A 26,309-nucleotide genomic window follows, 5' to 3' on the forward strand; every position below is an offset into this window, starting at 1 on the left:
CCTTATCCCCAATCTTTTAATAAATCCGCACACCAAAATAAAGCCGGAAGATCCGGCTTAAAAAATTGTTATGATTGGGCAGGGTTCATTCGTCCATACGAACGCACAAAGATACAAGGGTATCGTTTCTTCTCCAGAGCAATTTGCTCTGGTTTTTCCAAATAAGACATAGTAATGGCAAATGAAAAAGGATATCAACTCTACCACCAGATCCAATACCCTTGATATTGTCTCTGCTATAAGTATCCTTTATCTTTTCCCAGCCATATGTATCCGTTAAAATAGTATGATTTAATACGATCGACTGATTGCTTGAAATTCCTTCGTGATCGCCACTATTAGAAGTAGTCCCGCTTGAGACAGTCACATTTACAGCCAGGAAAAGAATAAAAACCAACGGAATCAAGGCGATTCTCGTTATATATTTTTTACTTCTGTAGATTAATGTCATCCAATCAAAATCCTTTAACTAAAACGTACATTCATTTACACCTATTATGAAGTCTGATTCCGCATTTATTATATCATAAGCAGAAAATTTCAGCTCAAAGATACATAACAACTGCACGATGCTATTTTAATACCTTTCTTGATACATGTTTATCTTTGGCTGCACAACTATAAAAATTGTCAATTATTAATACCGAAAGGTACGTCCAACAAATTGAAATTGTTGAGACCAATACAAACCGACCTTCCTTAACCAAAACAATATTCAGCTTGCAGCCAATATAATAGATTATATATAGCAAGATTATCACTAAGGCTTTCCAAATCCCTTTAAGTCGCAAAAAATGCATCAGCATAACTGAACCGGATAACAAAATAAAATGTCCCAAGGCTCCATAAAGACGACTAACTTCCGGATCTGAAATTAAGGTTGTGTTGAAATCCTGAAGTCTAGATAACATAAATATGCCCCATACCAAAGTAATAACATTACATGTATAAAGAGCCAAAAAGATATAACCATAATAAAATACAGGCTCAATACCCTGTATTGCTTTTACATACATTTTTTTAACTACCCAGAAAAAAAGCGGAATACCCATGACAGTCATCCAAGTTTCGTACCAGTTATGACGATAGATACCCAAACTTAAAAACAATTCCTCAATAAGGCCATATATCAAGCCAAATATGATAAACCAATAAAATTTTAAATTTAGAATTACAACGAATAAGGCTGAGGCCCCTACCGAAAATTGAGAAAACAAATTACCCACCAGTACATCGTCAAACGGGCGTGGGGGATTTTTCAGTATCATAGGATAATAGACATATGCTTTTAGAAAAAACAGGACCATCGTTTCAAATACAAGAGCTATCCCCGTTATCGTCAGGTAAAATGCAATTGTCAGTTTACGGCGGTTTTTAGCCTTATTCACTGTAAAAATTAATTCTATAATAGTTAAAAGGGCTAAAAGTATGTACCATATTGTATTAGTCCAAAATGTATTGTCATGCATACGACCACCAGAAAAATACAAGCAGCACGTTTAATTCCTCCAAAAGTCATTTTTCATAGCTTGCCCAAAATTTTCAGAAAAGCACAATGGGCAATCAATATTATCCTTGATTTTACTGTTTACGATTTTTCACCCCATAAAATAGGGTATTGTCTCTTAGATCATAAAAGACAATACCCTTTCTCAAGTTTATAGATAGGAATAATCCCTGATTATCACACTCCGACGTCTCTTTTCTCTCATTGTTCGGTAATCCTCACGGATTCAGTTATTCTTGGATCTACTACAATAACACCATACAATAGAGTTCGACAAGTTGCTAAGTATAAGACGTTCTACCATTAGTTCCCCACCATTTGTTCCCCAAATTAATACGCACCCTTACACTTCTTCGCAATAGCTATAGTTTCCTAAGATTACGAAATCGAAAAGCGTCCAATCAATACCTTCAATTGATCAGCGTATCCTGCCAGCGTCTCAGCGATGGCCCGCATTTCCTCAATCGACGCATTTTGTTCTTCGGCAGAAGCTGCTGTGGTCTGAGTCTGATTTGACGTCTCCTCAGAGCGTTCAGCAATTATCTTCATACTGGACATAATAACCTGGCTGCTCTTTTCAACTTCTTTTACAAATTGTTTTATATCTTGACTTAAATCGGCACTCTCCTCAACTGCCGTCAAAATCGAACCGAACTGTACGGCTATTTCATCAAGATACTGACTGCCTTGTTTCACGCTTTCCCGGCTTCGTTTCATACTATTATTCACATGTTGGGCAGTTAACTGCATTTTATCCACACTACCCTCAATTCCCGTAAGGCTTCCTTTAACTTGTTCAGCTAATTTACGCACTTCTTCTGCAACCACCGCGAAGCCCTTTCCATTTTCACCAGCCCTCGCAGCCTCTATTGCCGCATTAAGGGCCAATAAATTGGTCTGTTGGGCAATATCTCCAATAATTTGAACAGTCGATGCAATAGACTTCGATTGACTTTCCACCTCATTCACCATTTCATTAAGCTCGTCAACTCTAACCTCAATCTCTTGCATTTGATTTAAAGTAAGGTCCAGCGTTGCCTGCCCAGACCGGGCCAATTCAGAAGAATGCAACGCCGCTTGGTTGACGTGAGCACTTTTTTCTCCTGCGAGATTAACTTGCTCTAACATTGCTTCAAGATATTTCTGATTGGTCCTGATTTCTTCAACTTGTTCGACTGCCCCTTGAGCAATTTCTCCTGCTGATATTGCAACCTGTTCGGCAGCACGGGCAGACTGATCCATACCATCTCGGACATTACCTGCAATTTCAGATAGCTCGCCGGACGTCCCCTGTATTTTATTAACCATTGTATGTAAGGTTTCATTCATTTTCTGTAGGGCTCCTTGCAATTCTTCGCCCTCACGGTTAAACGCTTTGATCTTATTCAAGCTGCCTATTCTAATTTTTCCCTCAGCGATTTCTTCAGCTTCTTTGATCAAATGATACAATAATTTTCTCATACCTTTCCCTAACCATAATCCTAAAACCAGAGCGGCAACAATACTTACAATCAGGATGCCAATCGCTAGATGTAAAACACGCTGATAGAGGGCAGTATGATTATCCATACGAGTATGAAGCACACTGTTCAACTTCAAATCATATAGTTCGTCGGCCAGAGTAGATGCTTTAACACTTTGAGTATCCAATTGCTTGATAATTGAGGCTTGCTTTTGGGCCGCTTGCTGCATATCAGGGATATCTGTGATTGCTTGGTCTGCTACTGAAAGGTAGTTTTGCCAAACCGTTATGAACTGATTGAGTTTTTGTTTTTCCTCATTCAAAAGCACCTCTGTTTTTAAAGTATTAAGATTGTCCTGCATTCCTTTAGCTATTTTTTGTAACTCGGCTTTAAATTCATTTCGCTGAGCTAATGGGCTGTTGAGCATCATAAATAATTCTGCTTGGTAAGCTTGGGTATCATGTCTTAGATCCTGGAGATGATCCATAGGCACAATTTCATTTTGCTGCATATCTAATGTGTCCGCATACATGCTCTTCATCCCATATAGACCAACGCTCCCGATCAGTCCAGCTGCTACGCTTAAGCCTAAGACCAGTAATACAATCTGTGCGGTGATTGACATTCGTTTTTTTGTCACTTCTCCTGCCCCTTCCCGAATCCAAAGTTTAAATACATAATTGTAACAAAAGTATAGTCTAATTATTTGAGCAAACTATGAATAAATAATTAAAATTTCATTAAAATATTTAAAGCCCAACAAGGAAAATAATGGTGTTAACTAATAAACTCTTCAAAAATTAATTTCCTAACCGCTATTTATTCTAATATTCATACCAGTTATATATTAAGTAGCTAGAAAAACGCTATGGTTGTTTACACCGCATAAGCTAACATAGACACACAGCATTAAGTAAAATATAATTCCCCACAAAAACAATTCACAAGCCAAAAGCAATAGGGTATTATCTCTTAAAACTACTAAGAAATAATACCCTACTTTATTTTCATTAATTTCCCATCCAGCATGTCACGGATTGCCACTTTCATCAAAGCTGATTCATATTTTCCTTTCTTGCAATTTTACTTTTATAATTCGTTTTGCCACTGAAAATTGCTAGGATAAATCAAATCCAATTTAAGTTCACGTAAATATTTGCCATCATTACGTTCTTCCATAATATTTGAAGAAATAACTACCTCTAGATCAATACCTTTAAGAAAATCGATGCCTTTTACATTGAACTCCAAAAAGTCATAGCGTTGGCTAAGATTATAAGTTTTAATGTGATTGTTATCTAAAATTTGTTTGACAGTTAAGATATCGTTACCGAATACCTTTGCAGATTTGTAATAATGATCTTTTCCCGATAAGTAATAATAACGTTCAACACGCTGCCCAAGGTTTTGTTGATAAATTTGTCCGGTTAGCTTATTTTCAAGCGAACAATAATGAACTCCTAACTTAAGCTGTTGTTCAATTGCATATTCCAGCAGATCAAGGCATTCTATTTCACTTCTGTCTATCGGCAGACCTCCGGCATACCAATAATCGTACAGCACATTAAACGGTGGATTTTTAATTTTAAATCCTCTCTTGCGAAATTCCTCAGTATTATAGAAAGGATAGCAAAACTCCAATAGATTAATACCGTTAATATCCAGCGCATTCAAGTGAGATAATAATTTTTTCATTTCCTCTAAAGTACCTGGAATTATCGGCATCTCAACCATGACAACAGGGATATACGATTTAGCTAAGGCGATATTGTTAAGAACTCGGCTGCGTACTTCTTCAGTGTCTCCCAGCTTAAGACTAAAGCGAATTTCATTCAGTCCATTTTCTTGAAGTGCTCCTAATAAATCCGGATTAAGAAGATCCCCAGCTGTGTAGAGTCGCGTATAGACATTTGGAAATAAATCCAGTGCTGTTTTAAAAAAGCTGACGACTTCGGCTGGATGAAGCAGCGGTTCCCCCCCAGATAAAGCCAAGTGTGAAATTCTTTTACCTTGTTGGTGAATTTCTCGCAATTCTTGTCCACAGTTTCTCAGATTCTGGCGATAATATTCATATCCTTCCTGGTTAGGGTTAAAACAAAAATAGCATTGGCGCGGGCACTGTAGAGAAAAAAACAGGGTTGTCGATCCCACTCCAGTCTTACAATTCTCACAAGCAGGTGACAACCAATTAAGGAAAAGACTTTTATCATCATTACGAAAGACTACACCCAAATCCCGCAATCGCTCCATTTTATGACGTATCTCTTTTTCTTGATTAGCGCCTAAGTTAAGACCCGAGGCAGTAATTTGAGTCAGGAATCTTTTGTAGATATCGCGATAAATCTGTGCATAACGCAGCAGACTCGGATTCTTTATGGTTATGCCCTGTTCATTATAGAGATTAATAAGCATTTCTTTACCTTTCTTGATACATAAGATCATGCCGTTTATGCGAGTACAAAAAGCCAAAGGTGTTCTCACTTCACTAATATAGTGGAGCGAGAACACCTATATTTAATGATTAGCGTCTCATCACTTTAAGCCAATCATTATTGATACAGCGGATCCGTAAAATACATAACGGCCTATAAATTCTCCGACTGCGATCAAAGCCAGTGAACCGTAAACCCATTTCTGAATGGGTACCTTATTCCCAATTTGTTTCAATGCATAGTAAAGCGAACCTGCTCCAACAAGAGATATCAGCCCTCTGAGAATTAATACGAATAGATAGCTTCCCGTAAGAAGCTGGGCTGAGGCCACTGCAGCCATGTTACCGCTATCAAGGCTGCTAATAAAAATAGGCAGATAAATCAGGGGGAGAATAACTGAAGCCCAGGCTATGAAGCTGATTTTTTTGAGATGTACTGCAACGTTTTCAGAAAGCTGCCTTTCTTTTCCTCCACAAATAATGAAGGCAGCACATCCTGCACTCCCCAAAGCCAACGTAGCTCCAAAAAAGGCAACATACGTATTCGCATTCATCCAAGCAGGACGAACAGAGTGGCTATAAATATTCGACATACTCAAAACAGCTGCCAAGCCAACCAGTGAAGTAATCCATCCTAAAGCACTGCTCGGCTTCTCCTTTTGAAAGGCTTGATAACTGATAAAGGATAAAACGAGAAACCCTCCGGCAGTTAAAATTTCACGACTAAGCCAGGATGTTTTCAAGTTAAGAATAGAGCGATAGGCTCCTGTTGGTGTACCCAAGTGGAAGAGGGAAAGAACAAGGGCAACGACCATAATTCCCACAACCGCTTTGAAGCCTGGCTGGGTTAATTTAGCTGCCTCTTGAGGATTTTGCTTCAATAATAAAGAGCGAACCACCATTAACATAAGAAAACTTCCAATGGCCAACTGGCTAACGAGCGTAAACATCATCAAAGGCCATTCTTGAGCAAACATGTAAAAGGCCTCCTTCCATAATTTTTAGTCATTCGCTATTTCATCGCTTCTTTATTTGCCTTAATGGTTAACGATGGATGGGTTATACCAGAGTCAGGCAAGGGTTTAATATCCGCATTATTTCCGTATTTTTTTCGCAGTTCTTCAATATCGCCGAATTGCAAAGCTCTCATCTGACAAGCATCAACACAGGCAGGATTTTGGCCCTTATCAATGAGGTCAGCACAAAAAGTGCACTTACCCACCTTACCCAACTTCTCTATATACTGTGGTTCTCCATACGGGCAAGACCAGGTACAGAGTTTACAACCGATACATTTATCGCGGTCGTGCATAACAATGCCGTCCTTCTCTCTCTTATACAGAGCTCCGGTCGGACAGTTCTGGGTACACTTAGGTTGAGCACAATGATTGCAAGCAATCGAAAGGTTATATTCCCATGGATTCGGGTATTTGCCGCCTTCAAAATTGTACACCTTGCGGAAAAAAATTCCGACATCGAGATCATTTTTATCTTTACAAGCAATTTGACAAACCTTGCAGCCAGAGCAAATTGTCATATCATAATAAAACCCAAGTTGCGCCATTATTTTTCACTTCCTTAGAAAATGATTCGTTGAGGCCATTTAACATCCGGATCGAGAGGTTGGTTATATTTCTCGAGCTTCACATTGCAAGAATTAAAGCCTGTATGCCCTTGACCGGTTGGGATATGTCCGTCAAGAATTCCCGTACAGCCGGCTTTATCAACTCCGGCTTGCTCATCCATTTCCACCCAGGCACCTTCGCCAAGCGCAACAACACCTGGCATAATACGCTCAGTGACCATAGCCTGACGAATAACTGAGCCATGACGGCTGGTTACTTTGACAATATCATTATTTTTAATTCCTAGTTTTTGAGCGTCACTGGCATTGATTCTCAGTTCCTGAGGAAAGGCTTCCCGCAGCCAGAGTACATTATCTAAGGTCGAATGAGACCTCCGATAGTAATGAAGAGTAATGACTTGGAAAGGATAACCGTTCTTAGCACCATCTTCAAAGCCCTCACGCGAAGGTTCGTACTTAGGTAAAGGTGATTTCGTCGTAAAGCCCACTTTTTCAATGGCCTTTGCGAGAGAGTCGCAATAAATCTCAAATTTTCCGCTTGGAGTTGCTAATTTCTTGCCAACCGGATCGCCAATAAAGTCCTCAAAACTTGTAAATTCCAATTTGTCGCCGCGAGACCTCGGAATTTGATAAATCCCCTTTTCTTTGAACTCTTTATAGGAGATGCGTCCCGTTTGCGGGGTTCCTTTCGCTCCCAGTTCCTTGATATCTTCCGCTGTCAAGGTGACTAACTTTTCATAACCTTTTCCGTCTGCCTTCATTACCTTAGCACCGGCGATCTGGTTATACAGCATTTGCGCTTCAGACAACGGGTTAATCGCTTTTGTTGGATCAAGCCCCAGCCTTTTAGCCACTTCCGTTGCAATCCACATATCACTTTTGGCTTCGAAAAGCGGCTTCATGATTTGACGAAAATAAATAAGAATTTCACGATTCCCTGTAAGTAATCCCCCCAAACGCTCCCACTGCGAGGTAACCGGTAAAACAACATCAGAATACCGAGCGTCCGTCGATAAGAATAGGTTTTGCGCAAGGACGAATTCAACGTTACGGTGTGCCTCAATACCCCGTGTGGTCCCCGCTCTCTGGTTCAAGGTATTCCCAAACCAATTCCAGACCATTTGGATATTGATGTTTTTCTGGACACCTTTACTTGCAGTATATTTACCTTTTAAAACGGCGTTCCACATTTCACCGCTATTAATTTTACTTTTCGCTAGGGGATTGGGAATCGCAGGCAAGCCGCTGGCCCCGGGTTGTACTAACACCGGTCCGGCATTTGTTGCCCGATTGTGCATATTGGGGCTAACTCCTGCACCAGGTTTGCCAACATTACCTGTCATAAAGGCAAGGGTCATTATCGCATGCGGAAAATGCTCTCCATTATTTATGCGGGCAGGTGCTCCACCCGTAATAATAGCTGCAGGTTTTGTCGTTGCATATTCCTGAGCAAGTTGACGGATCTTATCCGCACTTACACCACAAATCTTTGCTGCCCACTCCGGTGTTTTCGGGGTTCCATCAAAAGTACCCAGAACATAATCTTTAAAGTTATCCTTGGGATCTGCCCCCTCCGGCATATGATCTGCATCAAAGCCCACACAATAAGTATCCAAAAAGTTTATATCCAGTAAATTATTCGTTAAAATATGATGGGCCATCCCCAGAACTAATGTTGTATCAGTAGCCGGGTGAATACGGCAGGAATTCCTTCAATAACAAACAGCCATCTCCATCCCGCATAACCCAGCCAGTGGATATGGTCCAGGACATAAGTAGCCAGAGGAGCTCCAACAATATTGGAAATCGGACTCGCCACCATGAACAGTGACGTAGCCCAAGCCCTTTCTTTTGCAGGAAACCAATAGGTAAAATAGTATATGATTCCCGGAAAGAAACCGGCTTCGGCCATACCCAGCAAAAAGCGAAGAAGATAAACATGAGTGAAATTCTGAGCAAAAAAAGTTAAGGAGGTAATCATTCCCCAGGTAACCATGATTCGCGCGATCCATTTGTTGGTTCCAAGTCGGTGGAGAAGAATATTGCTGGGAACCTCGAAAATCAAAAAAGTTATAAAATAAGCCGCCGAGAGCGATCCATAAGCTGCCGAAGAAATATGCAGCGCTTTATTCATTTCCAGGGCCGCAAATCCCAAGTTTACACGATCTATGATATTAACGATATAGAGAATAAAGGCAAACGGCAAGATTCTATATTTAACTTTAGTCAATGTTTGTTTCGCGATATCTGACAAAATAAATTTCTCCCTATTAATCAGCAATTTCCATTATCTTCGCAACTTGTGTGAATTCCAAAAAGTATCTGCATAAAGTCCTGCCGTTCATTCAGAATTCTAACGATTAGCACTCTATTATCTTCAATCCTATAGAATACATAATTTCTTTCAATAAAGATATACATATACTCTGTAGGAAAATCAATCATTTTTCCCAGATCCACACCTAATGCGGGATATTCCTCTAATCTTCTAACGCTGCCTATAATTTTAGCAAGAGCCTTTTGAGCAGTATCAACTCCAAAACTCTCAATAATATATGTTTTAATTTTTTGCAAATCCTCCAGAGCCTTCGGAGAGAATTCTACTTTTTCCATACTACAATCCTAATGAAACTTCTACTTCATCAGCAGAAAGCCACCCTTTCTCCCTGGCTGATTTTTCCCCTTCTTCAAGCTGTACCATAAGCTTTACCATTGCGCGAAGCTTATCAAGTTCTTCCAACTTAATAATTGCATATTCACCTCTTCCATTTCTGGTAAGGTAAACCGGATTGTTGTAAGATACCTCTTTGAGTACTTCTGTATAATTTCTCAAATCGGAAATTGGTTTAATATTTGGCATTTTCATCACTCCTAATTACTATTATATGTCAAACCATTAAAAACAACAATGTAAATTAACATGTTAATTTACAGCACTTAGAGAATCTCGCAAAAATGTCCAATTTTTTCTTTCTCTTTAATTTGTACATAGCAAAAGAGTAGCATCTACAAATGCCTTTGTGATATAGAAGACAGAGTAATTGGTTTAGACATGGGAGCCAATGATTATTTAATTAAACCATTTGACTATAAGGAACTAGAGTTTATCGCTTGAGTTCTCCCGCAAAGAAAATAAGAAAGGGAACCTTTGCCGGTCCCCAATTCTCTTTGTGGCAGAACCCAATTTAGGCGCTCAGGCTGCTCTCCAGCATAGCCTTATCCTCCATAATTGGTAAGAGCCACCTATAGTTTAACCAAATTTTCTTTCAAGCAGAATTTCCATTGTCGAGTAGAAATGTGCCTTTCGCGCAAAGCTAGATTGAGCACACAATGATTTCACGTTACTGTCCATAGGCATGGCTCCTTGATTATAGTTTTTCTAGTACTTGAAAAACTATTAGAAGTTTTCAAGTACTAGAGATTCATATATCCAAGGTTATCATAACAAGTAACTTTAAGACAGGTACTCATTATTGACCGTTTACGAATAAAAGGTCAGTCAACGTTTCACTTTATGAAACAACACTTCAGAACATAGAATATACTCCGTTATTTTCCCGGATATCCAATCATACTTTCTGCTACGTGTTGAGGGCCCTTTTTGGATTAATATTGTGTATTATTTGCGTTGGTTGAACTTATTGATTTTATGTGATCTCCAGGCGAATATGTCAATTAGTTAGATTGATTCTCACCGAATCTAAAATTTTCTCCACGGCCACTCCGGCTCATTAAATAATCTCAAACGCAAGAGTTTCCAAATCTCTTTGAAACCCTCTTGAATACTTTCCGCACTATGGCCCAAGGCCCGGAAACAATAAGTCTGTCTCTTAATTTCAGTTCCGGCGATTAAAATCTTATAGCGTTCAGTGATCTGTTCCAAAAAACCGTCTTCATCTTCCGTATGACGCTGCAAAAGTTCAGACATTACCAACGGCAGATGCTGATTAATGACCCAAAAGGTGCCGTAATGCGTATAGCCATGCATCGGGCCAAGGGGGCTGTTCCAAGTGTGTAAAAAAGGAGGCAGCTTTGACGGCTCCAGCTGAAACCGGTCACAGCAAATTAATTCACCATCCAAAAAAATCCGGGTCTGCTGATCCAGTAAATTATATTTAAAGAGCTCTTGGCGGGCAACCCGTCCAGGAGCCGTAATTTCCCAAAAAAAGGCTGATGCTTGACTGGAAATCCAGAGATTAGTGCGACTGAATAAACATGCTTCGGCAAAGGGTATGACCACTTCCGGCATATATTCGAGTCTAGCCCCTTTCTCGACAATCAAGGTTGTTAATTGCCTGGAGAGATTTCCTTGCGGTGAGCGAAAGACCTTGGTCGCCCCTTGACCAAAAACAACGGCCTGTGCATCCATCTTTACCCGTACAGAAATACTGTGCTGATCTCCTTGCAGGAGGCCGGCAGCGGGATTCATAATAAAGAAAAAAGCCGCTCTCTGATCATTGGCATAGAGAGGGGCTGAAGCATGCAGCGGCATTCTTTGCCGCAGAGAGCTGATATAACTCCTACCATTTTCTTGCTGAACTTCAACTTGCAGAATACCGTGTTTTAAACTTGGAATCATGCAGTAATATCCTCCATGATCACGTTTTTCCGTATCCACATTAAAACCTGATCTAAACCTTCTTCATTTTTCAGATTGGTAAACAAAAAGGGCCGTTCACCGCGCATGCGCAGCGAATCTTGAGCCATCACTTCCAGACTGGCCCCAACATATGGAGCGAGATCTGTTTTATTGATGATCAAAAGATCGGAGCGTGTAATTCCAGGGCCCCCTTTGCGGGGAATTTTTTCTCCCTGTGCCACATCAATAATATAAATCGCGACATCGACTAACTCCGGACTAAAGGTCGCCGCTAAATTATCCCCGCCGCTTTCCACAAAAATAAGTTTTACATCTGGGAATCTCTCTTTAAGTATCTCAATCGCTTCCAAATTCATTGAGGCATCTTCCCTTATGGCTGTATGAGGACATCCTCCCGTTTCCACGCCAATGATTCGCTCCGCCGGCAAAACCCCATTTCGGCAAAGGAATTCCGCATCTTCTTTAGTAAATATGTCATTGGTGATCACAGCAACACTATAATCCGCTGCCAAATAGCGGGTCAGTTTCTCTACAAGGGCAGTTTTGCCTGATCCCACAGGGCCCCCTACTCCAATGCGAATCGGCCACATAGCGAAATCCTCCTTTTATCAAGTTTTTTATAAAGCTCTTAAAAGGCTCTTAAAGGGCCTAAGACATAAAGATCCGGGAATATAATTGTTCATGGGCCATAGCGGCCCAATCGAAGGCCGGTGCACTGCCGCCCCAATCTTTTTCCGTAGCGGCAGCTGCCCATTGAATGCAAGTATTGAGCAAGGGTTGAAGCTGCGCAAGCACCTGCTGTCCGCTTGTTTGTCCCAACGGGACAGCCCGCACTCCGTTGGCAATCAGAGATGCTGTACTCATATGCGCAAAAGCAGCCAGCAGCAAGGGTAATTCGATTTTGGCGCTGGCTCCATAATGTCCCAGAATAATAGCATGATGACCAAAGGGGAAACTTACGTCAACAGTGTAATCAGCATCAATTTCCGCAAGTAATTGGCGCAGCCTCTTCCCCATCTTGTGACTGCCTTCACGGCTTTCCGAGGACAATTTCAGAGCATTTAACCGCCTGTCCAGTAAACCAAGGCGCTGCTGATCGGATTGCCGGGCAGCATCCCAAGCAAGTTTTACCGCGAGTAAATCTGTTGGCCGCCAAGTGTAATAAAGAAACGTTTGCATAAAGTGTGCCAATTCTTGCTTGCTATTAATGTCACCGCGCTGAATCAAAGTTTCCATTCCGAAAGATTGGGTAAACCCTCCTGAAGGAAAGGAGGAATCCGCCAGCTGCATCAAGCGCAGTCCTTTTTCCAGAGCAGAATTATTCATCATGGTACAAAAGCCCGCTCCTCTTTTACCGGGGATAAACCCAGCTTGACCAGCTGCTCAACGAGCACCGGATTATAAGGGGTCAGCAAAGCATCACTCTTCACCTCGATAGGGGCATGCATATTGCCGACGGCATGGGCAGCTAAACCCATTTCCTTCATATTTTGGACCGGAACAAGCAAGACCGCTTCTTCCTTTACCCTTACGACAATGACGTGGTTATCTTCTCGGTAAAGAATATCCCCGGGATGCAGATGCCCGTTCTCCAGTTGGATTCCTATATCCCGGCCCACATCCGATGTCTTGCGCAGAATTCTCTTCTGGAGTTCATCCCAGGAAAGGAAAACCTGTTCAATGGTTAAAGCCTCTTTTCCAGGCTGCTGATCTTCTTCCAAGTCTCTCAGCTTTCCTACCACTTTCGTAACTATCATCAGCTTAAACTCCCTCCCATCCTAAAACATAAAGTAGCGCTGAGCCAGAGGCAGGATCTCAAGGGGTTCACAAGTCAGGTTCTCTCCATCGGCAGTCACTTGATACGTTTCAGGGTCCACTGATATCTGCGGTGTCGCCGAGTTATGCTTCATATCGGCCTTGCCAATATTGCGGCAGTTCTTCACCGGAACAAGTTGTTTGGCCAGTTTTAACTCTCTGGCCAGTTTTTCCGAATCCGCTGCCTGAGATATAAACGTTAGGGAACACGCGGCGATTGCTTGCCCAAAGGAAGCAAACATCGGCCGTTGGATCACCGGCTGAGGTGTGGGAATGGAAGCATTGGCATCGCCCATAGCGGCATACATAATAAATCCGCCCTTGATCACCATACTTGGTTTTACCCCAAAAAACTTCGGATTCCAAAGTACCAGGTCCGCTAATTTACCCTTTTCAACCGAGCCTACCAGATGACTGATTCCGTGGGTGAGGGCGGGATTAATGGTGTATTTGCTAATATAGCGTTTTATCCGGTTGTTATCATTCTCTCCGCTCTCAGATTCTAAAAAACCCCTCTGCAGCTTCATCTTATGGGCCGTTTGCCAGGTTCTGATGATCACTTCGCCAACCCGCCCCATGGCCTGAGAATCTGAAGACATCATGGAAATGACACCCAGATCATGTAAAATATCCTCGGCAGCAATGGTTTCCGGCCGGATGCGAGAATCAGCAAAAGCGATATCTTCCGGAACTCGTTTATCGAGATGATGGCAGACCATGAGCATATCGAGATGTTCCTCCAGGGTATTCACCGTAAACGGCCGGGTAGGATTCGTTGAAGATGGCAGGACATTAGGCAACGAGGCTACTTTAATGATATCCGGAGCATGGCCTCCTCCCGCTCCTTCGGTATGAAAGGTATGAATCGTCCGCCCGCCAATGGCAGCAATGGTATCTTCGACAAATCCGGCTTCATTCAGAGTATCCGTATGAATAGCGACCTGAATATCATAGTCATCGGCAACTTTCAGGCAGCAATCAATTGCGGCAGGTGTTGATCCCCAGTCCTCGTGCAGTTTAAGACCCATGGCCCCGGCTTTTACTTGGGCTATCAAAGGTTCGGGCTGCGAATTATTCCCTTTCCCGAAAAATCCCATATTAATCGGAAAGGCTTCAGCAGCCTGCAGCATCCGGTACATATTCCATTCCCCCGGCGTACAGGTCGTAGCATTCGTTCCGGCTGCCGGGCCGGTCCCGCCTCCTAGCATGGTTGTAACGCCGGAAGCAACGGCTGTTTCAACTTGCTGCGGAGAAATAAAATGAATATGGCTGTCAATTCCGCCTGCCGTAACGATAGAGTTTTCTCCGGCAATCACCTCGGTCCCAGCCCCAATCGGCAGGTTAACTCCAGCCATTGTTTTAGGATTTCCTGCACGGCCCAAGCCAAAAATCCGACCTTTCTTTATCCCAATGTCAGCCTTGATAATACCCCAATGGTCGATAATTACGGCATTGGTGATCACTGTATCCATAGCTTCGTTCAAAGCTTGAGGGTCCTGGCCCATCCCATCGCGAATAACCTTGCCACCGCCAAATTTGGCTTCATCACCGGGGCTGGTCATATCATCTTCTACTTCCAACCATAATTCCGTATCTGCCAAACGAATTTTATCGCCAGTGGTTGGTCCATACATATCGGCATGCTGACGACGGGACATATTCAATGTCACAGTTCCATTCCTCCTCATATTCTCTCGTCGGGACATGTCGGCAAAATGATCCGCACGAATGATTTTGTTGACAAGCCCGGGAGAAGGCTCTCATCCTTGCTGGGATTGCCTAAATTCCGATTTGGCTAAACCCTTGCTCTCGAGCCCGCTCTATGCATATCGACTTGTCCATACAGCCGGAAGTTAAGTTATTGGCTCCCAACCAAGGCCCTTTACCGGAAAATTGAACAAGGTGTACCGTGCGTCTTTCCCCGGGTTCAAAGCGAACTGCGGTCCCCGAGGGAATATTTAAACGCATGCCCCAGGCTAAAGCCCGCTCAAAGATCAAATACTTGTTCACCTCAAAAAAATGAAAATGCGATCCCACCTGGATGGGCCGGTCTCCGGCATTTTCTACAACCAGGATTTCTGTTTTTAGCCCTTGATTGGCCTCGATAATGCCTTCGGCCAATTTAACCTCTCCCGGTATCATTAACGTTTACCTCCTTTAGCAAAAAGCCTATTCTTATCTCCAAACCCAAACCTGAATCTAAAGGATCGGATGATGAACGGTCACCAATTTCGTCCCGTCGGGAAAGGTTCCCTCAACCTGAATTTCCTCAATCATTTCCGGGACCCCTTCCATAACCTGGTCACGCCTTAAGATCTTTAGCCCCAGTTCCATAAGCTGGGCGACGCTATAACCCTCCCGAATTCGTTCCAAGAGTTCGGCGCTGATCAAGGATACAGCTTCCGGATAATTCAATTTTAAGCCCCGGTTTAAACGGTCACGCGCCACCTGTCCTGCAGTATAAATTAATAATTTATCTTTTTCGGCCGGACTAAGATGCATCCCCTAACCCCCTTTCCTGATCTAAATTTAAATGGCCAAGAGTTTCTGAATTTCCTCTTTATTAATTTCCCGAGTGAAACCTTTGGCCACGATGCGTCCTTTTTCCATGACGTAATAATAGTCGGAAACCTCCACAACAAAGTCCAGATACTGCTCGACAATCAGGATCGTTAAGTTCTCTGCCTGTTTCAATTGTTTAATGACCCGGCCGATTTCCTGGATCACAGAAGGCTGAATTCCTTCCGTTGGTTCATCGAGGATCAATAATTGGGGCTTAGCTACCAAGGCTCGGGCAATCGCCAGCTGTTGCTGCTGCCCCCCGCTTAAGTCTCCCCCTTTTCGTTGCAGCATGGTTTTTAAAACCGGAAACAAGTCGTAAACCGTTTCATCAATACTTCCCTTGCCGCCAAGGGCCTCAAGGCCAAGCAATAGATTTTCCTGAACCGATAACTGGGGAAAAATATCCCTCCCTTGTGGGACATAACTAATCCCTTGCCTCACCCTGGAATACGTAGGTTCCGCAATGATTTCACGACCGTTAAATTTAATGCTTCCCTTAGGGGTACGAACCAAGCCCATAATACTTTTTAAGAACGTCGTCTTGCCCACCCCGTTGCGTCCAAGAAGACAGACCACCTGCCCTTTAGGAACCTGCACATTTAAATTATTTAGGATGATGCTTTCTTCATAATTGGCCTCTAGTTTTGTTACATCAAGCATTCGCCTTCCCCACCCCGTCCAAGGTATACATCGATTACCTTTTGATTGCTTTGAACCTCAGAGACACTTCCCTCATCCAATATTGCCCCTTCATGCAAGACCGTAACCTTCGTGGCATAATCTCTGACAAATTCCATATCGTGTTCCACAACGATGATGGTACAATTTTGAGCTATTTTTTCCAAAAGTTTCCCGGTGGCATCCGTTTCGGAACGGCCCATACCGGCAACCGGTTCATCTAAAAGCATAAGCTTGGGCTCCTGGGCCAGAAGCATGCCAATCTCCAGCCACTGTTTTTCCCCGTGAGATAAGGCCTTGGGGGTGTTCAAGCGTTTTTTATATAAACCGATTGTCACTAAGATATCTTCAATTCTCTCGTGTTGCTCTTTGTTCAGTTTGTGAAAAACAGACGAATATAACGACCTGTCTTTGACCACCGCAAGTTCCATATTTTCGTAAACGCTCATGTGCGTAAATACGGAAGGCACCTGAAACTTTCTGCCTATGCCGATATTAACAATCTCGTGTTCCGAATAGCGAGTGACATCCAGATTACCAGAAAACAACACCTGTCCGGATTGAGGCTTAACCCGCCCGCAAATGGCATCGAGCAACGTTGTTTTGCCGGCGCCGTTGGGTCCGATAAAAAAACGAATCTCACCTTTCTCAATCTCTGTCTTAACATGATTTACAGCCCTGAATCCGTTAAAACTGACCGTTAAATTATCAATTTGCAAAATGGAATCCATGTCCCCACCGCCTTTCAATTCTATTGTTCCGCGGGTTAAGCCGCTTTATCCGTACTTAGGTGCTCGGTATGGTTAGGGGTTTGCTTAAATTTCCGAGCCATTTCTTTGACCAGCCCGACAATCCCCTGGGGCATTAACAAGACAACAAAGACAAAGGCTAAACCAATGAAGTACGACCAGACATCCGGAAAGCTGTCACTGATTCCGCTTTTCAAGGCATTGACCAAAATTGCCCCAATCACAGCGCCGATCAGTGTTCCGCGGCCGCCAATCGCCACCCAGATAACCATTTCAATCGAGGGCACTATCCCCATTTCCGCCGGAGAAATAATACCGACTTGAGGCACAAAGACAGCACCGGCAAGGCCGGCAATGGCCGCAGACAAACAATAGACAAAAATTTTATAGGTAGCCGGATTATACCCCGAGAACCTTACTCGGTTTTCCCCGTCCCGGATGGCGACAAGGATCCTGCCGATTCTTCGTTTAACTAAAACGTTGCAGAAGAGATAAGTCACAACAAGAAGAGCTAAGGAAATGTAATATAAAGTAAGCTTTGTGGTATCGTTTGACAAAGAAAAACCCATGATGCTTCTATAGTTTGTCAGACCGTTTGTTCCGCCGGTGTAAGCCTGTTGGCCAACAAAAAGCACACTAAAAATAATAGCCAAAGCTTGAGATAAGATAGAGAAATAAACTCCCCGAATACGATTCTTAAAGGTAAAAAAACCAATTACGAAAGCCAACCCAGTTGGAATCAAGATGGCCATGGCGATGGCCAAAACGCTGTTCGTAAAGGGTTTCCAAAACCAGGGGAGAGATTCCAAGCCGCTCCAAGACATAAAATCCGGCAGTTTCCCTTGGGCGGCTTCTAATTTGAGGTACATGGCCATACAATATGCTCCAAGTCCAAAGAAAACGCCATGCCCAAGACTAAGAATACCGGTAAATCCCCAAATCAAATCTAATCCAATTGCCAAAATAGCATACGCTATAAATTTTCCCAGTAGATTGACTCTAAAAATCGATAAAAATAAGGGAGCAAGTACTAAAAGTAAAATAAGGAAAGCGAACACAAGCAACTCTTTAGATTTTATTAAACGTCGAAAATCAAATTGCGAATTTCGATCATTGGCCTCAGTCATTGTCATCCCCCTTTCCATCATCAGCATCCTTAGTCATCTAAAGAACGGCTGCTGATATTGAACAACCCATTAGGCCTCCACTGCAATAAGGTAATAATTAAGATAAAGACCAGGACCTTACCCAGAGAAGCATTAGTCAAAAATTCAAGGGTCGTGTTCGCCGTCCCGATTAAAAGCCCCCCCGCCGCTGTTCCCACGAGGGTTCCTACTCCGCCCAGAACAACAACCATAAAGGTATCAACAATATAATTCGTCCCTAAGGTAGAGCCGATTGAACCAAGTAAGGTTAAAGCACAGCCGGCAATTCCGGCGAACCCTGAACCAATAGCAAACGTGTAAGCGTCTACTCTGCGGGTATTGATCCCCATGCTCTCGGCCATTTCCCGGTTCTGCATGACTGCCCGGATTCTTCGTCCGGTTTTGCTTTTGTAAAGCAGGAGAAACATACTGAGCAGACAAACAATGACCAGAGCGATAATAAACAGCCGCTTATAAGGCAATTGCAGTCCTTGGCTGAGGACAAGTCCGCCGTCCAGCCAGGCCGGACTTTTCACATCAACATTCGGTGCGCCAAAAATATTGCGAGCCAGCTGCTGAAGTACTAAGCTAACACCCCAGGTTGCCAGTAAACTGTCCAGCGGTCTATTGTAAAGGTGCCGGATAACCGTACGTTCCAAGACAAAGCCGACAAGACCGGAAACGATAAACGACGCAGGAATAGCCAATATGAAGTAGAATCCGAATAGGCTTTTAGGCAAATGCAGGAATTGATTCTGCATGAGATACGTTACATAGGCACCTATCATAATGAACTCACCATGGGCCATGTTGATGATTTTCATCAAACCAAACGTAATGGCTAGTCCCAGTGCGGCTAATATAAGAATAGAGCTAACGCTGATTCCATTAAAAATTTGCAAGAGATAAGTTCCCATTCTTCCACCACCTTCTCCATACTATTAGAAGTATAAGTGCAACTAGGCAGTCGCCTTCGCCAAAGGCTAACAAGTGCGATGGCAGTGTTTTTGGGCACCAGCCGAATTTTTCTTTATAAGGCTGGGGTTTAACGGCGGAGGGCAATAAGCCTGCACCGTTAAACCAACAATTTAAGCCATCATTAAGAACATGAATTCTTCTAATTGCTGAGTCCTTTAGCCCAAGGGTAGGATTTTAGATAAGGATCAGGTTTGACCGCCTTGCCGGTGCTCCAAATCTCCTTAATCGAGCCATCGGCGGCAACCTCACCAATTCTGACCGTTTTCCATAGATGTTGATTTTCACCCTCGATTTTAACCTGGCCTTCCGGTGCCTGGAATTCAATTCCTTTAGCAGCCTGCCGAACCTTATCCACATCGGTGGAGCCTGCTTTCTTGACAGCCGCAGCCCATAAATACACGGCATCATAAGCTGCTTCAATCGGATCATCAGTTACACGGTCAGCCCCATATTTGGCTTGGTATTTCTTCACGAATTCTTTATTCTCCGGGGTATCGGTTGTTTGATAGTAGTTCCAGGAAACCAGTTGCCCGGCCATATTGGCGGCGCCAATACCACGGACTTCTTCCTCAGCGACACTTACTGAAAGGGTTGTCAGGTCTTTAGAAGTGATCCCTGCATCCTTTAGCTGCTTGAAGAACGCAACGTTGCTGTCGCCATTCAAAGTATTGAAAACAACATCTGGTTTTGTGGCTTTAATTTTGTTGATGATGGTACTATAGTCGGTGAACCCAAGTGGTGTGTATTCTTCATCAACCACTTCGCCGCCTAAATCTTTAAGCTGGGCTTTAATAATCTTGTTGGCGGTTCTGGGGAATACATAATCCGATCCCAGCAGGAAGAATTTCTTGCCTTTATTTTTGAACAGCCACTCTACCGCCGGAACGATCTGCTGATTAGGCGCAGCCCCGGTGTAGAAAATGTTGGGGGATGATTCCATCCCTTCATATTGAACCGGATACCAAAGTAAGCCATTGTTTTCTTCGAATACAGGCAATACTGCTTTGCGGCTGGCTGAGGTCCAGCAGCCAAAGACAGTCGCCACCTTATCTTGCTGCAACAGTTTCTTGGCCTTTTCAGCGAAAGTAGGCCAGTCTGAAGCGCCGTCTTCCACCACCGGCTCGATTTTTTTGCCTAATACTCCACCCGCCGCGTTAATCTCATCAATCGCCATCATTTCCGCATCTTTGACCGACACTTCACTAATAGCCATCGTTCCGCTTAAGGAATGAAGAATTCCAACTTTAATTGTGTTACCTGAAGTGTTCCCTGAACTTGTAGTTGCCGCCGGTTGACTAGTTTGAGCGGCTCCACAGCCTGTTAGCAGTAATCCGGCAACAAGTGTCAGGGAAATCACTCCCGTTAGGCGTTTTTTTAGTTGCGTCGCTAAAATCTTTTTCATATCTTCCATCCTCCCCTTGAGCTAAGACAGCATGATTGGCCGCGATCAATGCTGAAGAGTTGCGATAGCGCTATCGAACCAAGCAAAAAGGCGCTGTAAAAAATGTTTTCTCTACCTCTAAAGGTACAAAACATTTATCCTCAGCGCCTTTGCCAGTTAAACTATATTCATTTTGGCATTTATCCAAGAGAAATCAAACCTTACAAAACAGCTTTTTTTACCTAAAAAAACGGTTAAAAAATTTTACCCTTCCAGCTTTCGAAACTGTAACGGAGTAAAACCGGTGTAATTCTTAAATAGTCGGCAAAAATAATCCGGACTGCTGTAGCCAAGTTTTTCACTCACTTCATAGTTCTTATATTTGCCGGTTCCAAGCAAGTGCTTGGCATATTCCATTTTGACCTTTGTAGCGTAATCATTAAAGTTCACTCCAATTTTTTGTTTAAAAACCTTCCCTAGATAGTCTTTGCTCACGTGGACTTCATGGGCAATTGACTCGAGGGTAAGATCATCGCCTAGATGATCAATTACGTATTGGCAGGCTTTTCTGAGCATACTGTCTCTCTGATGAAGCTCATATTTCTTTATTACATTGACCAATTCTTTAATGCGGTCCAGAAACTCCGATTTCAGCGCATTCAATGAATGGGTATCCTGAAGAGCATGGTCAAAAGCCTCGTTTTCAACCTTCTGGAGCCAGGAGTATTCCTGGAATATGGTTCCGGTTACGTTTAAAAGCATGATTTCCAGTAACTTGGCCGTCTTAAACAGGTCTTGATCCAGTAACTCACTTAAATCCGCAAATACCATTTCCGCTTCAGTCAATGCTCCCCAATTTCCTTGGAGGATAAAATCTGCAATTCGCTTTTCTCGATTTTTAGGGTAAAAGAGAGTCAGGCTTTCTTCAATCAGTCTATGTTCTTCCTCAGCCCTTATTCTTTGTTGGTTTCTTTCCTCCAAATAGTCTTTCGTTCTTTGTAAAGCTTCGCTGAGAATCTCATCCTCCAGGGGTTTGGTCATATAATCAAAGGCCCCTAAGCGTATTCCTTGTTTGGCATATTCAAAATCGCTGTGCGTACTCAACAAAATGGTACAAATATCCCATTTCCGCTCCCGCAGTTCGCTGAGGAACTCTATCCCGTCCATCCCCGGCATCCTTATATCGGTTATGACAAGATCAATTTGACAATTTCCCAGTTTTCGCAAGGCTTCTTTACCGTCACAAGCCTCTTCTTGCATTTGAAATCCATAATCTGCCCAATTTCTATATCTCCTTAACATGTACCTTACGGCTTTATCATCATCAACAATTAAGACTTTAAACACCTGCCTAACCTCCTTGTCTAGGCTGTCGAGGCCGCACTCTTTTGAGTTAAAACGTTCTTTAGCTGAACTGCGGCCTCTTCAAAATTGTACGTAAAAATTGTTTCACTCAGTTGGTTATAGTCCTGACTACTCAACCCTGACTTCAGAAAAGACTGACAAGCTGCAAACACAGTCGTCGCTTCAGCATCCCCTTCTTCCAGAAGCTTAACAAGTCTATCCAGCTCGTTATAAACAGTTTTATTTTTTACAGAAAATTCTTCTGCAGCTAGGGGGGAGTCAGCAACAAACTGAGCTGCAGCTTTTAAAGTTGCTGCCAAGACTTTGGCATACTGATTTATTTCTTGAGCCATCATCTCTTCATTTCGGCTGCCTAGAGCATTTTCTAAGCGCAGGGATACTTCGTTCAGTTTCCTTGCTCCAATAGTTGCTGAAATTCCCTTAAGTGTGTGGATCAGTATTTTTGCTTCAGCAAAATCCCCCTTTGTCAAAAGTAAACTTAATTGATTATGATCATTTTTATGGGTAGCCAGGAATCTCTCCAGGATATGCTTATAGCCTTCCCGCTTGCCTTGTAAGCGCGCCAGGACACTTTCAAAATCGATCCATGTATTCGAATTACCTTCTTCTGTTACGGCTTGTTCCGTCAATCCGCTCGATTCAATCGATTCAGTTGATCCTTGGTACAGAAAGTTTCTTAACTCTTCAATCAGTTTCCCAGGGTTTAGGGGCTTCGTTAAGTAGCCGCTCATTCCTGCCGATTTAACCCTTTCAGCAACCCCCTCAACAGCATCTGCCGATAAGGCGATAACCGGCGGAGCATCTATACCCTTAAGTTCTAAGATACGCCGGGCCGTTTCATAGCCATCCATTTCAGGCATTCGAATATCCATCAAAATGACATCATAACGGGTTCTTGCGGCCAGGGATACTGCATCAAAACCGCTCTGAGCTGTGTCAACTTCAAATCCAAGGTTTTCGAGAATCTCTTGGGTCATTTGTAAATTTATTTGATTATCCTCCGTCAAAAGAAGTTTTTTAGCAGCAAACAGCCGCGAGTTTAGTTTTTCGCTTTGAGAAGATGTCGCTACATAACCGGCGATTTCTAATTTTGCCGTAAACCAAAAGGTTGATCCTTTTCCCGTTCTACTACGGACACTAATTTCCCCCGCCATGAGACTGACAATTTTTTTGCATATAGCCAGCCCTAAGCCGGTTCCCCCATACTTTCGGGAAGTAGAGGCATCCCCTTGGGTAAATACCTCAAACAAATGCTTCATTTGTTCCTCAGGTATGCCTACTCCAGTGTCAGAAATACTAAAACGAAGGTAAACCTGGCTGCCGCCGCTTTTTATAACTTCAACTAAAACTTCCAATTTTCCCTTGTCCGTAAACTTAATTCCATTGGATAGGAGATTTAAAAGAACTTGCTTGAGTCTTGTCACATCCCCTTTTACATAGCGCGGAACATCCCCTTGTATTTCACAGTGAAAACTTAAGCCTTTGTGCTGAGCTTCAAGTTCAAACAAACTGCATATCTCCCTGACTATCTCGTATAGGTTGAATTCCACAACTTCGAGAATCATCCGACCGGCTTCAATCTTAGAAAAATCAAGAATTTCATTAATAATCCCCAATAGGCTCTTAGCTGCCATAGTTACATTTTGCATGTATTGCTTCTGTTTAAGCGTAAATTCGGTATGATCAAGTAAATAGAGATAGCCAATAATTGTATTCAGCGGCGTCCTTATCTCATGACTCATATTGGCCAAAAATTCACTTTTAGCATTATTAGCCTTTTCGGCTTCTTCTTTAGCAGTTTTCATTTTTTCTTCGGCGTGTTTTCGCTTGACTAATTCCTCCTGAAAGGACCGGTATAAGTCATTAAAGGTATTGGCAAGCAATCTGAGTTCCAGGGAGCCTTCCGCCAACAAGCTGAAGTTTTCCTTGTTAAAGGAAAATACTTTTAACAATTCGGTATAATTCCTGATGGGAAACGTCACCTGTGTAAAGAGAATTCGCAGCAATACCGCAACCGCAGCAATAATAATAACTGCCAAGATTGCCTGCAGGATAGCAGCCCTTTGGGTGGCATTCCGGGCACTTTCCAATTCTGCTTCCAAGCGGGTATTCATAATCTGCTGGAATTTATCGATGGGGTTCATAATGCTCCGCTTGTCGGCATCGTATTTAGCATCAAACATGATGTCCCGTGCTTTAGCCAGCTTTTCCTCAGCACTTAGTTTTTGATCTTCGGCGCTTAAACTGTAGGAAGCCACTTCTGGCGGCATTTGCGCCTCCGGTTCCTGCAAAGCATTAAGTACAAGCCGCATGGAATGTCTTTCCGTGTTCACCAGGGCATCTGAATTCTTTTTCGCCTCAGCCAACAAGGCCATTTCTTCACTGGGAGAGTGTAGTTCCGCCAGCCGAGAGATTACATGATCCCGTGTTTTGGTAACGTTGATCTCCTCCCAGTATTTGTTCATATGAGTCTTATCATTGGTTACCGCATACTTGCGCGCTTCATCCGTTAAATAATCCGAAGCATTGGCTAAATCAATGCCCAGTTGTTTAAATTCTGTTCTTCTTTTTTCGGCATTCTGTTCATCTTTAATGCTTGAACTCATGTAAACAACACTGCTTCCCAGCAGGATGGCAATAAGAAAAAAGATTCCTACCATTAAGGCACTAATTGTCGATTGTTTGATGATAATTTTTGATGGCATTTGACTCATCTCCAATAAAAAAAGCAACGGAGCGAGTTTGATCCTTCAAACAGGCTCCGTTGCCTTAATACCCAATAGATTAAATGTATTATATAATAGAATCAGACCCTAAGCAAGGACCGCTTTAGCCTCTGACTTGTTTTAGCAGAACCCTTCCTTTAGAATTTTACTATCAAATCAATTGGAGCTGGTCTTTTTGGATTTTACCCAAGCAATGAATCAACCAGAAATCCTCCTGGTGGACGATACACCGGAACATATTGAAACAGCTGTAATGATGCTGCGGGAAAGCAACTTTAAAGTGCGCATCGCTACCAAAGGGAGTACTGCTTTTAAGTTAATTGAGCAGCATCCTCCGGATCTTATCCTCTTAGATGTCTACATGCCGGAAATGGATGGCTTCGACATCTGCCGAATTCTTAAAACCGAAAGTGATTTTAGCTATATTCCCATTATTTTCCTGACATCCAGCAATGATGCGGAAAGTATTAAAAAAGGATTTGAACTCGGTGCCCAGGATTATGTCGTTAAGCCTTTTAATACTTCAGAACTTCTTGCTCGAGTCCATACCCATATCAAGCTTAAAAAACAAACAGAATCCTTGATCAAAGCGAATCAAGAACTGGATAGTTTTTGCTATACCGTTGCTCATGACTTAAAAGCTCCGCTGCTCTCCCTCAGAAAACTCACAGAATACCTGGCTTTAGACTACTCAACTCTACTGGATAACGATGGCCTGGAACTAATTGATAACATTCAGCAAAAGTCGCAGGAAGTTGTCAAACTTGTTGACCATTTACTTGAGCTCTCAAGAATGAGTGAAATGCCGATGAACATCGAACCTATTAATTTAGAGCAATTATTCAGGAAAGTTTACGACGAGCTCATCAAACTTGAACCCTTAAGAAATGCAAACTTTATAATTAATAATATCCCCATTATTCGAGGTGACCCAGTCATGATTAAACTCCTCGTTATCAATATCCTCTCCAATGCTTTAAAATACACCCGCAATCGCAAAGATGCTTGTATTGAAGTCTCATCTTCAGAAAATGAGACTGAATTCACCATCTCTGTCAAAGACAATGGTGCAGGCTTTGATATGCGTTATGCTTCACGATTATTTAGCGTCTTTCAGAGACTCCATTCGCAAAATGAGTTCGAAGGCTCCGGTGTCGGTCTGGCCATCGTCCAAAAAATTCTTAAGAGACATCATGGTTTAGCCTGGATGACAGGAAAGGTTGATGAAGGGGCAACATTTTACTTCAGTTTGCCCAAAACCTAAAAGCACAGGCGAATAACTTGGCCTGTGCTATAAGTGGGGTTAACTCTTTCTATTCCTATT

At 42.7% G+C, this 26,309-nt stretch carries 25 protein-coding genes; 1 reads left to right on the top strand and 24 read right to left on the bottom strand.

The window, feature by feature from the left end:
* Positions 1-85: 85 nt before the first annotated feature.
* From B5771_RS12585 to B5771_RS12700, 24 genes are all read right to left on the bottom strand, one after another.
* The gene (locus tag B5771_RS12585; protein WP_088187802.1) at positions 86-451 is read right to left on the bottom strand and encodes a hypothetical protein; all 366 of its coding nucleotides are present in this window, start codon (positions 449-451) and stop codon (positions 86-88) included.
* A 121-nt stretch (positions 452-572) separates the two neighbouring features.
* A complete protein-coding gene (locus B5771_RS12590; protein WP_242966823.1) occupies positions 573-1,490 on the bottom strand; it encodes a hypothetical protein in 918 nt (305 codons plus the stop codon).
* 395 nt (positions 1,491-1,885) lie between these two features.
* Entirely contained in the window at positions 1,886-3,610 is a 1,725-nt protein-coding gene (locus B5771_RS12595; RefSeq protein WP_088187803.1) for a methyl-accepting chemotaxis protein, read from the bottom strand.
* A gap of 449 nt (positions 3,611-4,059) precedes the next feature.
* Positions 4,060-5,439: a radical SAM protein gene (locus B5771_RS12600; RefSeq protein ID WP_242966824.1), complete on the bottom strand. Its 1,380-nt coding sequence runs from the start codon at positions 5,437-5,439 to the stop codon at positions 4,060-4,062.
* A gap of 63 nt (positions 5,440-5,502) precedes the next feature.
* Positions 5,503-6,378: a DmsC/YnfH family molybdoenzyme membrane anchor subunit gene (locus B5771_RS12605; protein ID WP_088187804.1), complete on the bottom strand. Its 876-nt coding sequence runs from the start codon at positions 6,376-6,378 to the stop codon at positions 5,503-5,505.
* Between the two features lie 35 nt (positions 6,379-6,413).
* On the bottom strand, positions 6,414-6,965 hold the full coding sequence (locus tag B5771_RS12610) for a DMSO/selenate family reductase complex B subunit (RefSeq protein WP_088187805.1): 552 nt from the start codon (positions 6,963-6,965) through the stop codon (positions 6,414-6,416).
* Between the two features lie 14 nt (positions 6,966-6,979).
* Entirely contained in the window at positions 6,980-8,647 is a 1,668-nt protein-coding gene (locus tag B5771_RS12615) for a molybdopterin dinucleotide binding domain-containing protein (RefSeq protein ID WP_088187806.1), read from the bottom strand.
* An 8-nt stretch (positions 8,648-8,655) separates the two neighbouring features.
* Positions 8,656-9,240, bottom strand: coding sequence for an MFS transporter (locus B5771_RS12620; RefSeq protein ID WP_207652692.1), 585 nt, complete (start codon positions 9,238-9,240; stop codon positions 8,656-8,658).
* Between the two features lie 20 nt (positions 9,241-9,260).
* Positions 9,261-9,599, bottom strand: a complete 339-nt coding sequence (locus B5771_RS12625; RefSeq protein WP_088187807.1) for a type II toxin-antitoxin system RelE/ParE family toxin — start codon at positions 9,597-9,599, stop codon at positions 9,261-9,263.
* A gap of 1 nt (position 9,600) precedes the next feature.
* Positions 9,601-9,846, bottom strand: a complete 246-nt coding sequence (locus B5771_RS12630; RefSeq protein WP_088187808.1) for a type II toxin-antitoxin system prevent-host-death family antitoxin — start codon at positions 9,844-9,846, stop codon at positions 9,601-9,603.
* A gap of 840 nt (positions 9,847-10,686) precedes the next feature.
* A complete protein-coding gene (locus tag B5771_RS12635) occupies positions 10,687-11,565 on the bottom strand; it encodes an urease accessory protein UreD (RefSeq protein WP_088187809.1) in 879 nt (292 codons plus the stop codon).
* Entirely contained in the window at positions 11,562-12,176 is a 615-nt protein-coding gene (ureG, locus tag B5771_RS12640) for an urease accessory protein UreG (RefSeq protein ID WP_088187810.1), read from the bottom strand. The genes B5771_RS12635 and ureG overlap by 4 nt, the downstream gene beginning before the upstream one ends.
* A gap of 58 nt (positions 12,177-12,234) precedes the next feature.
* The gene (locus B5771_RS12645; RefSeq protein WP_088187811.1) at positions 12,235-12,915 is read right to left on the bottom strand and encodes an urease accessory protein UreF; all 681 of its coding nucleotides are present in this window, start codon (positions 12,913-12,915) and stop codon (positions 12,235-12,237) included.
* Positions 12,912-13,343, bottom strand: a complete 432-nt coding sequence (locus B5771_RS12650) for an urease accessory protein UreE (RefSeq protein WP_088187812.1) — start codon at positions 13,341-13,343, stop codon at positions 12,912-12,914. The genes B5771_RS12645 and B5771_RS12650 overlap by 4 nt, the downstream gene beginning before the upstream one ends.
* Positions 13,344-13,364: 21 nt before the next feature.
* Positions 13,365-15,071: an urease subunit alpha gene (gene ureC, locus B5771_RS12655; protein WP_088187813.1), complete on the bottom strand. Its 1,707-nt coding sequence runs from the start codon at positions 15,069-15,071 to the stop codon at positions 13,365-13,367.
* A gap of 109 nt (positions 15,072-15,180) precedes the next feature.
* Entirely contained in the window at positions 15,181-15,543 is a 363-nt protein-coding gene (locus B5771_RS12660) for an urease subunit beta (RefSeq protein WP_088187814.1), read from the bottom strand.
* A gap of 57 nt (positions 15,544-15,600) precedes the next feature.
* A complete protein-coding gene (locus B5771_RS12665; RefSeq protein WP_047809854.1) occupies positions 15,601-15,903 on the bottom strand; it encodes an urease subunit gamma in 303 nt (100 codons plus the stop codon).
* A gap of 27 nt (positions 15,904-15,930) precedes the next feature.
* Complete coding sequence (gene urtE, locus B5771_RS12670) at positions 15,931-16,623, bottom strand: urea ABC transporter ATP-binding subunit UrtE (protein ID WP_088187815.1); 693 nt, start codon at positions 16,621-16,623, stop codon at positions 15,931-15,933.
* Positions 16,611-17,372 (bottom strand): urea ABC transporter ATP-binding protein UrtD, encoded by a 762-nt coding sequence (gene urtD, locus B5771_RS12675; RefSeq protein ID WP_088187816.1) that lies wholly within the window; start codon positions 17,370-17,372, stop codon positions 16,611-16,613. The genes urtE and urtD overlap by 13 nt, the downstream gene beginning before the upstream one ends.
* 35 nt (positions 17,373-17,407) lie before the next feature.
* Complete coding sequence (gene urtC, locus B5771_RS12680; protein WP_088187817.1) at positions 17,408-18,517, bottom strand: urea ABC transporter permease subunit UrtC; 1,110 nt, start codon at positions 18,515-18,517, stop codon at positions 17,408-17,410.
* 29 nt (positions 18,518-18,546) lie between these two features.
* Positions 18,547-19,452, bottom strand: a complete 906-nt coding sequence (gene urtB, locus B5771_RS12685) for an urea ABC transporter permease subunit UrtB (RefSeq protein ID WP_088187818.1) — start codon at positions 19,450-19,452, stop codon at positions 18,547-18,549.
* 200 nt (positions 19,453-19,652) lie between these two features.
* Positions 19,653-20,915, bottom strand: a complete 1,263-nt coding sequence (urtA, locus tag B5771_RS12690) for an urea ABC transporter substrate-binding protein (RefSeq protein ID WP_047809858.1) — start codon at positions 20,913-20,915, stop codon at positions 19,653-19,655.
* A 243-nt stretch (positions 20,916-21,158) separates the two neighbouring features.
* Positions 21,159-22,241 carry a response regulator gene (locus tag B5771_RS12695; RefSeq protein WP_088187819.1) on the bottom strand — a complete coding sequence of 361 codons (1,083 nt, stop codon included), beginning with the start codon at positions 22,239-22,241 and terminating at the stop codon, positions 21,159-21,161.
* 17 nt (positions 22,242-22,258) lie between these two features.
* A complete protein-coding gene (locus B5771_RS12700; protein ID WP_242966825.1) occupies positions 22,259-24,964 on the bottom strand; it encodes an ATP-binding protein in 2,706 nt (901 codons plus the stop codon).
* 196 nt (positions 24,965-25,160) lie between these two features.
* Here B5771_RS12700 and B5771_RS12705 point away from each other — a divergent pair, with 196 nt between their 5' ends.
* Positions 25,161-26,249, top strand: a complete 1,089-nt coding sequence (locus B5771_RS12705) for a response regulator (protein ID WP_242966826.1) — start codon at positions 25,161-25,163, stop codon at positions 26,247-26,249.
* Positions 26,250-26,309 lie beyond the last annotated feature (60 nt).

Origin of the sequence: Desulfosporosinus sp. FKA (assembly GCF_002196785.1) — a bacterium.
GTDB lineage: Bacteria > Bacillota > Desulfitobacteriia > Desulfitobacteriales > Desulfitobacteriaceae > Desulfosporosinus > Desulfosporosinus acididurans.

Bases quoted from the DNA above. Each gene is read 5' to 3' on its own strand.
- B5771_RS12585 (WP_088187802.1), bottom strand. From the start codon at position 451: ATGACATTAATCTACAGAAGTAAAAAATATATAACGAGAATCGCCTTG.
- B5771_RS12605 (WP_088187804.1), bottom strand. From the start codon at position 6,378: ATGTTTGCTCAAGAATGGCCTTTGATGATGTTTACGCTCGTTAGCCAG.
- B5771_RS12610 (WP_088187805.1), bottom strand. From the start codon at position 6,965: ATGGCGCAACTTGGGTTTTATTATGATATGACAATTTGCTCTGGCTGC.
- B5771_RS12615 (WP_088187806.1), bottom strand. From the start codon at position 8,647: ATGGCCCATCATATTTTAACGAATAATTTACTGGATATAAACTTTTTG.
- B5771_RS12625 (WP_088187807.1), bottom strand. From the start codon at position 9,599: ATGGAAAAAGTAGAATTCTCTCCGAAGGCTCTGGAGGATTTGCAAAAA.
- B5771_RS12630 (WP_088187808.1), bottom strand. From the start codon at position 9,846: ATGCCAAATATTAAACCAATTTCCGATTTGAGAAATTATACAGAAGTA.
- B5771_RS12635 (WP_088187809.1), bottom strand. From the start codon at position 11,565: ATGATTCCAAGTTTAAAACACGGTATTCTGCAAGTTGAAGTTCAGCAA.
- ureG (WP_088187810.1), bottom strand. From the start codon at position 12,176: ATGTGGCCGATTCGCATTGGAGTAGGGGGCCCTGTGGGATCAGGCAAA.
- B5771_RS12645 (WP_088187811.1), bottom strand. From the start codon at position 12,915: ATGATGAATAATTCTGCTCTGGAAAAAGGACTGCGCTTGATGCAGCTG.
- B5771_RS12650 (WP_088187812.1), bottom strand. From the start codon at position 13,343: ATGATAGTTACGAAAGTGGTAGGAAAGCTGAGAGACTTGGAAGAAGAT.
- B5771_RS12660 (WP_088187814.1), bottom strand. From the start codon at position 15,543: ATGATACCGGGAGAGGTTAAATTGGCCGAAGGCATTATCGAGGCCAAT.
- B5771_RS12665 (WP_047809854.1), bottom strand. From the start codon at position 15,903: ATGCATCTTAGTCCGGCCGAAAAAGATAAATTATTAATTTATACTGCA.
- urtE (WP_088187815.1), bottom strand. From the start codon at position 16,623: ATGCTTGATGTAACAAAACTAGAGGCCAATTATGAAGAAAGCATCATC.
- urtD (WP_088187816.1), bottom strand. From the start codon at position 17,372: ATGGATTCCATTTTGCAAATTGATAATTTAACGGTCAGTTTTAACGGA.
- urtC (WP_088187817.1), bottom strand. From the start codon at position 18,517: ATGACTGAGGCCAATGATCGAAATTCGCAATTTGATTTTCGACGTTTA.
- urtB (WP_088187818.1), bottom strand. From the start codon at position 19,452: ATGGGAACTTATCTCTTGCAAATTTTTAATGGAATCAGCGTTAGCTCT.
- urtA (WP_047809858.1), bottom strand. From the start codon at position 20,915: ATGAAAAAGATTTTAGCGACGCAACTAAAAAAACGCCTAACGGGAGTG.
- B5771_RS12700 (WP_242966825.1), bottom strand. From the start codon at position 24,964: ATGCCATCAAAAATTATCATCAAACAATCGACAATTAGTGCCTTAATG.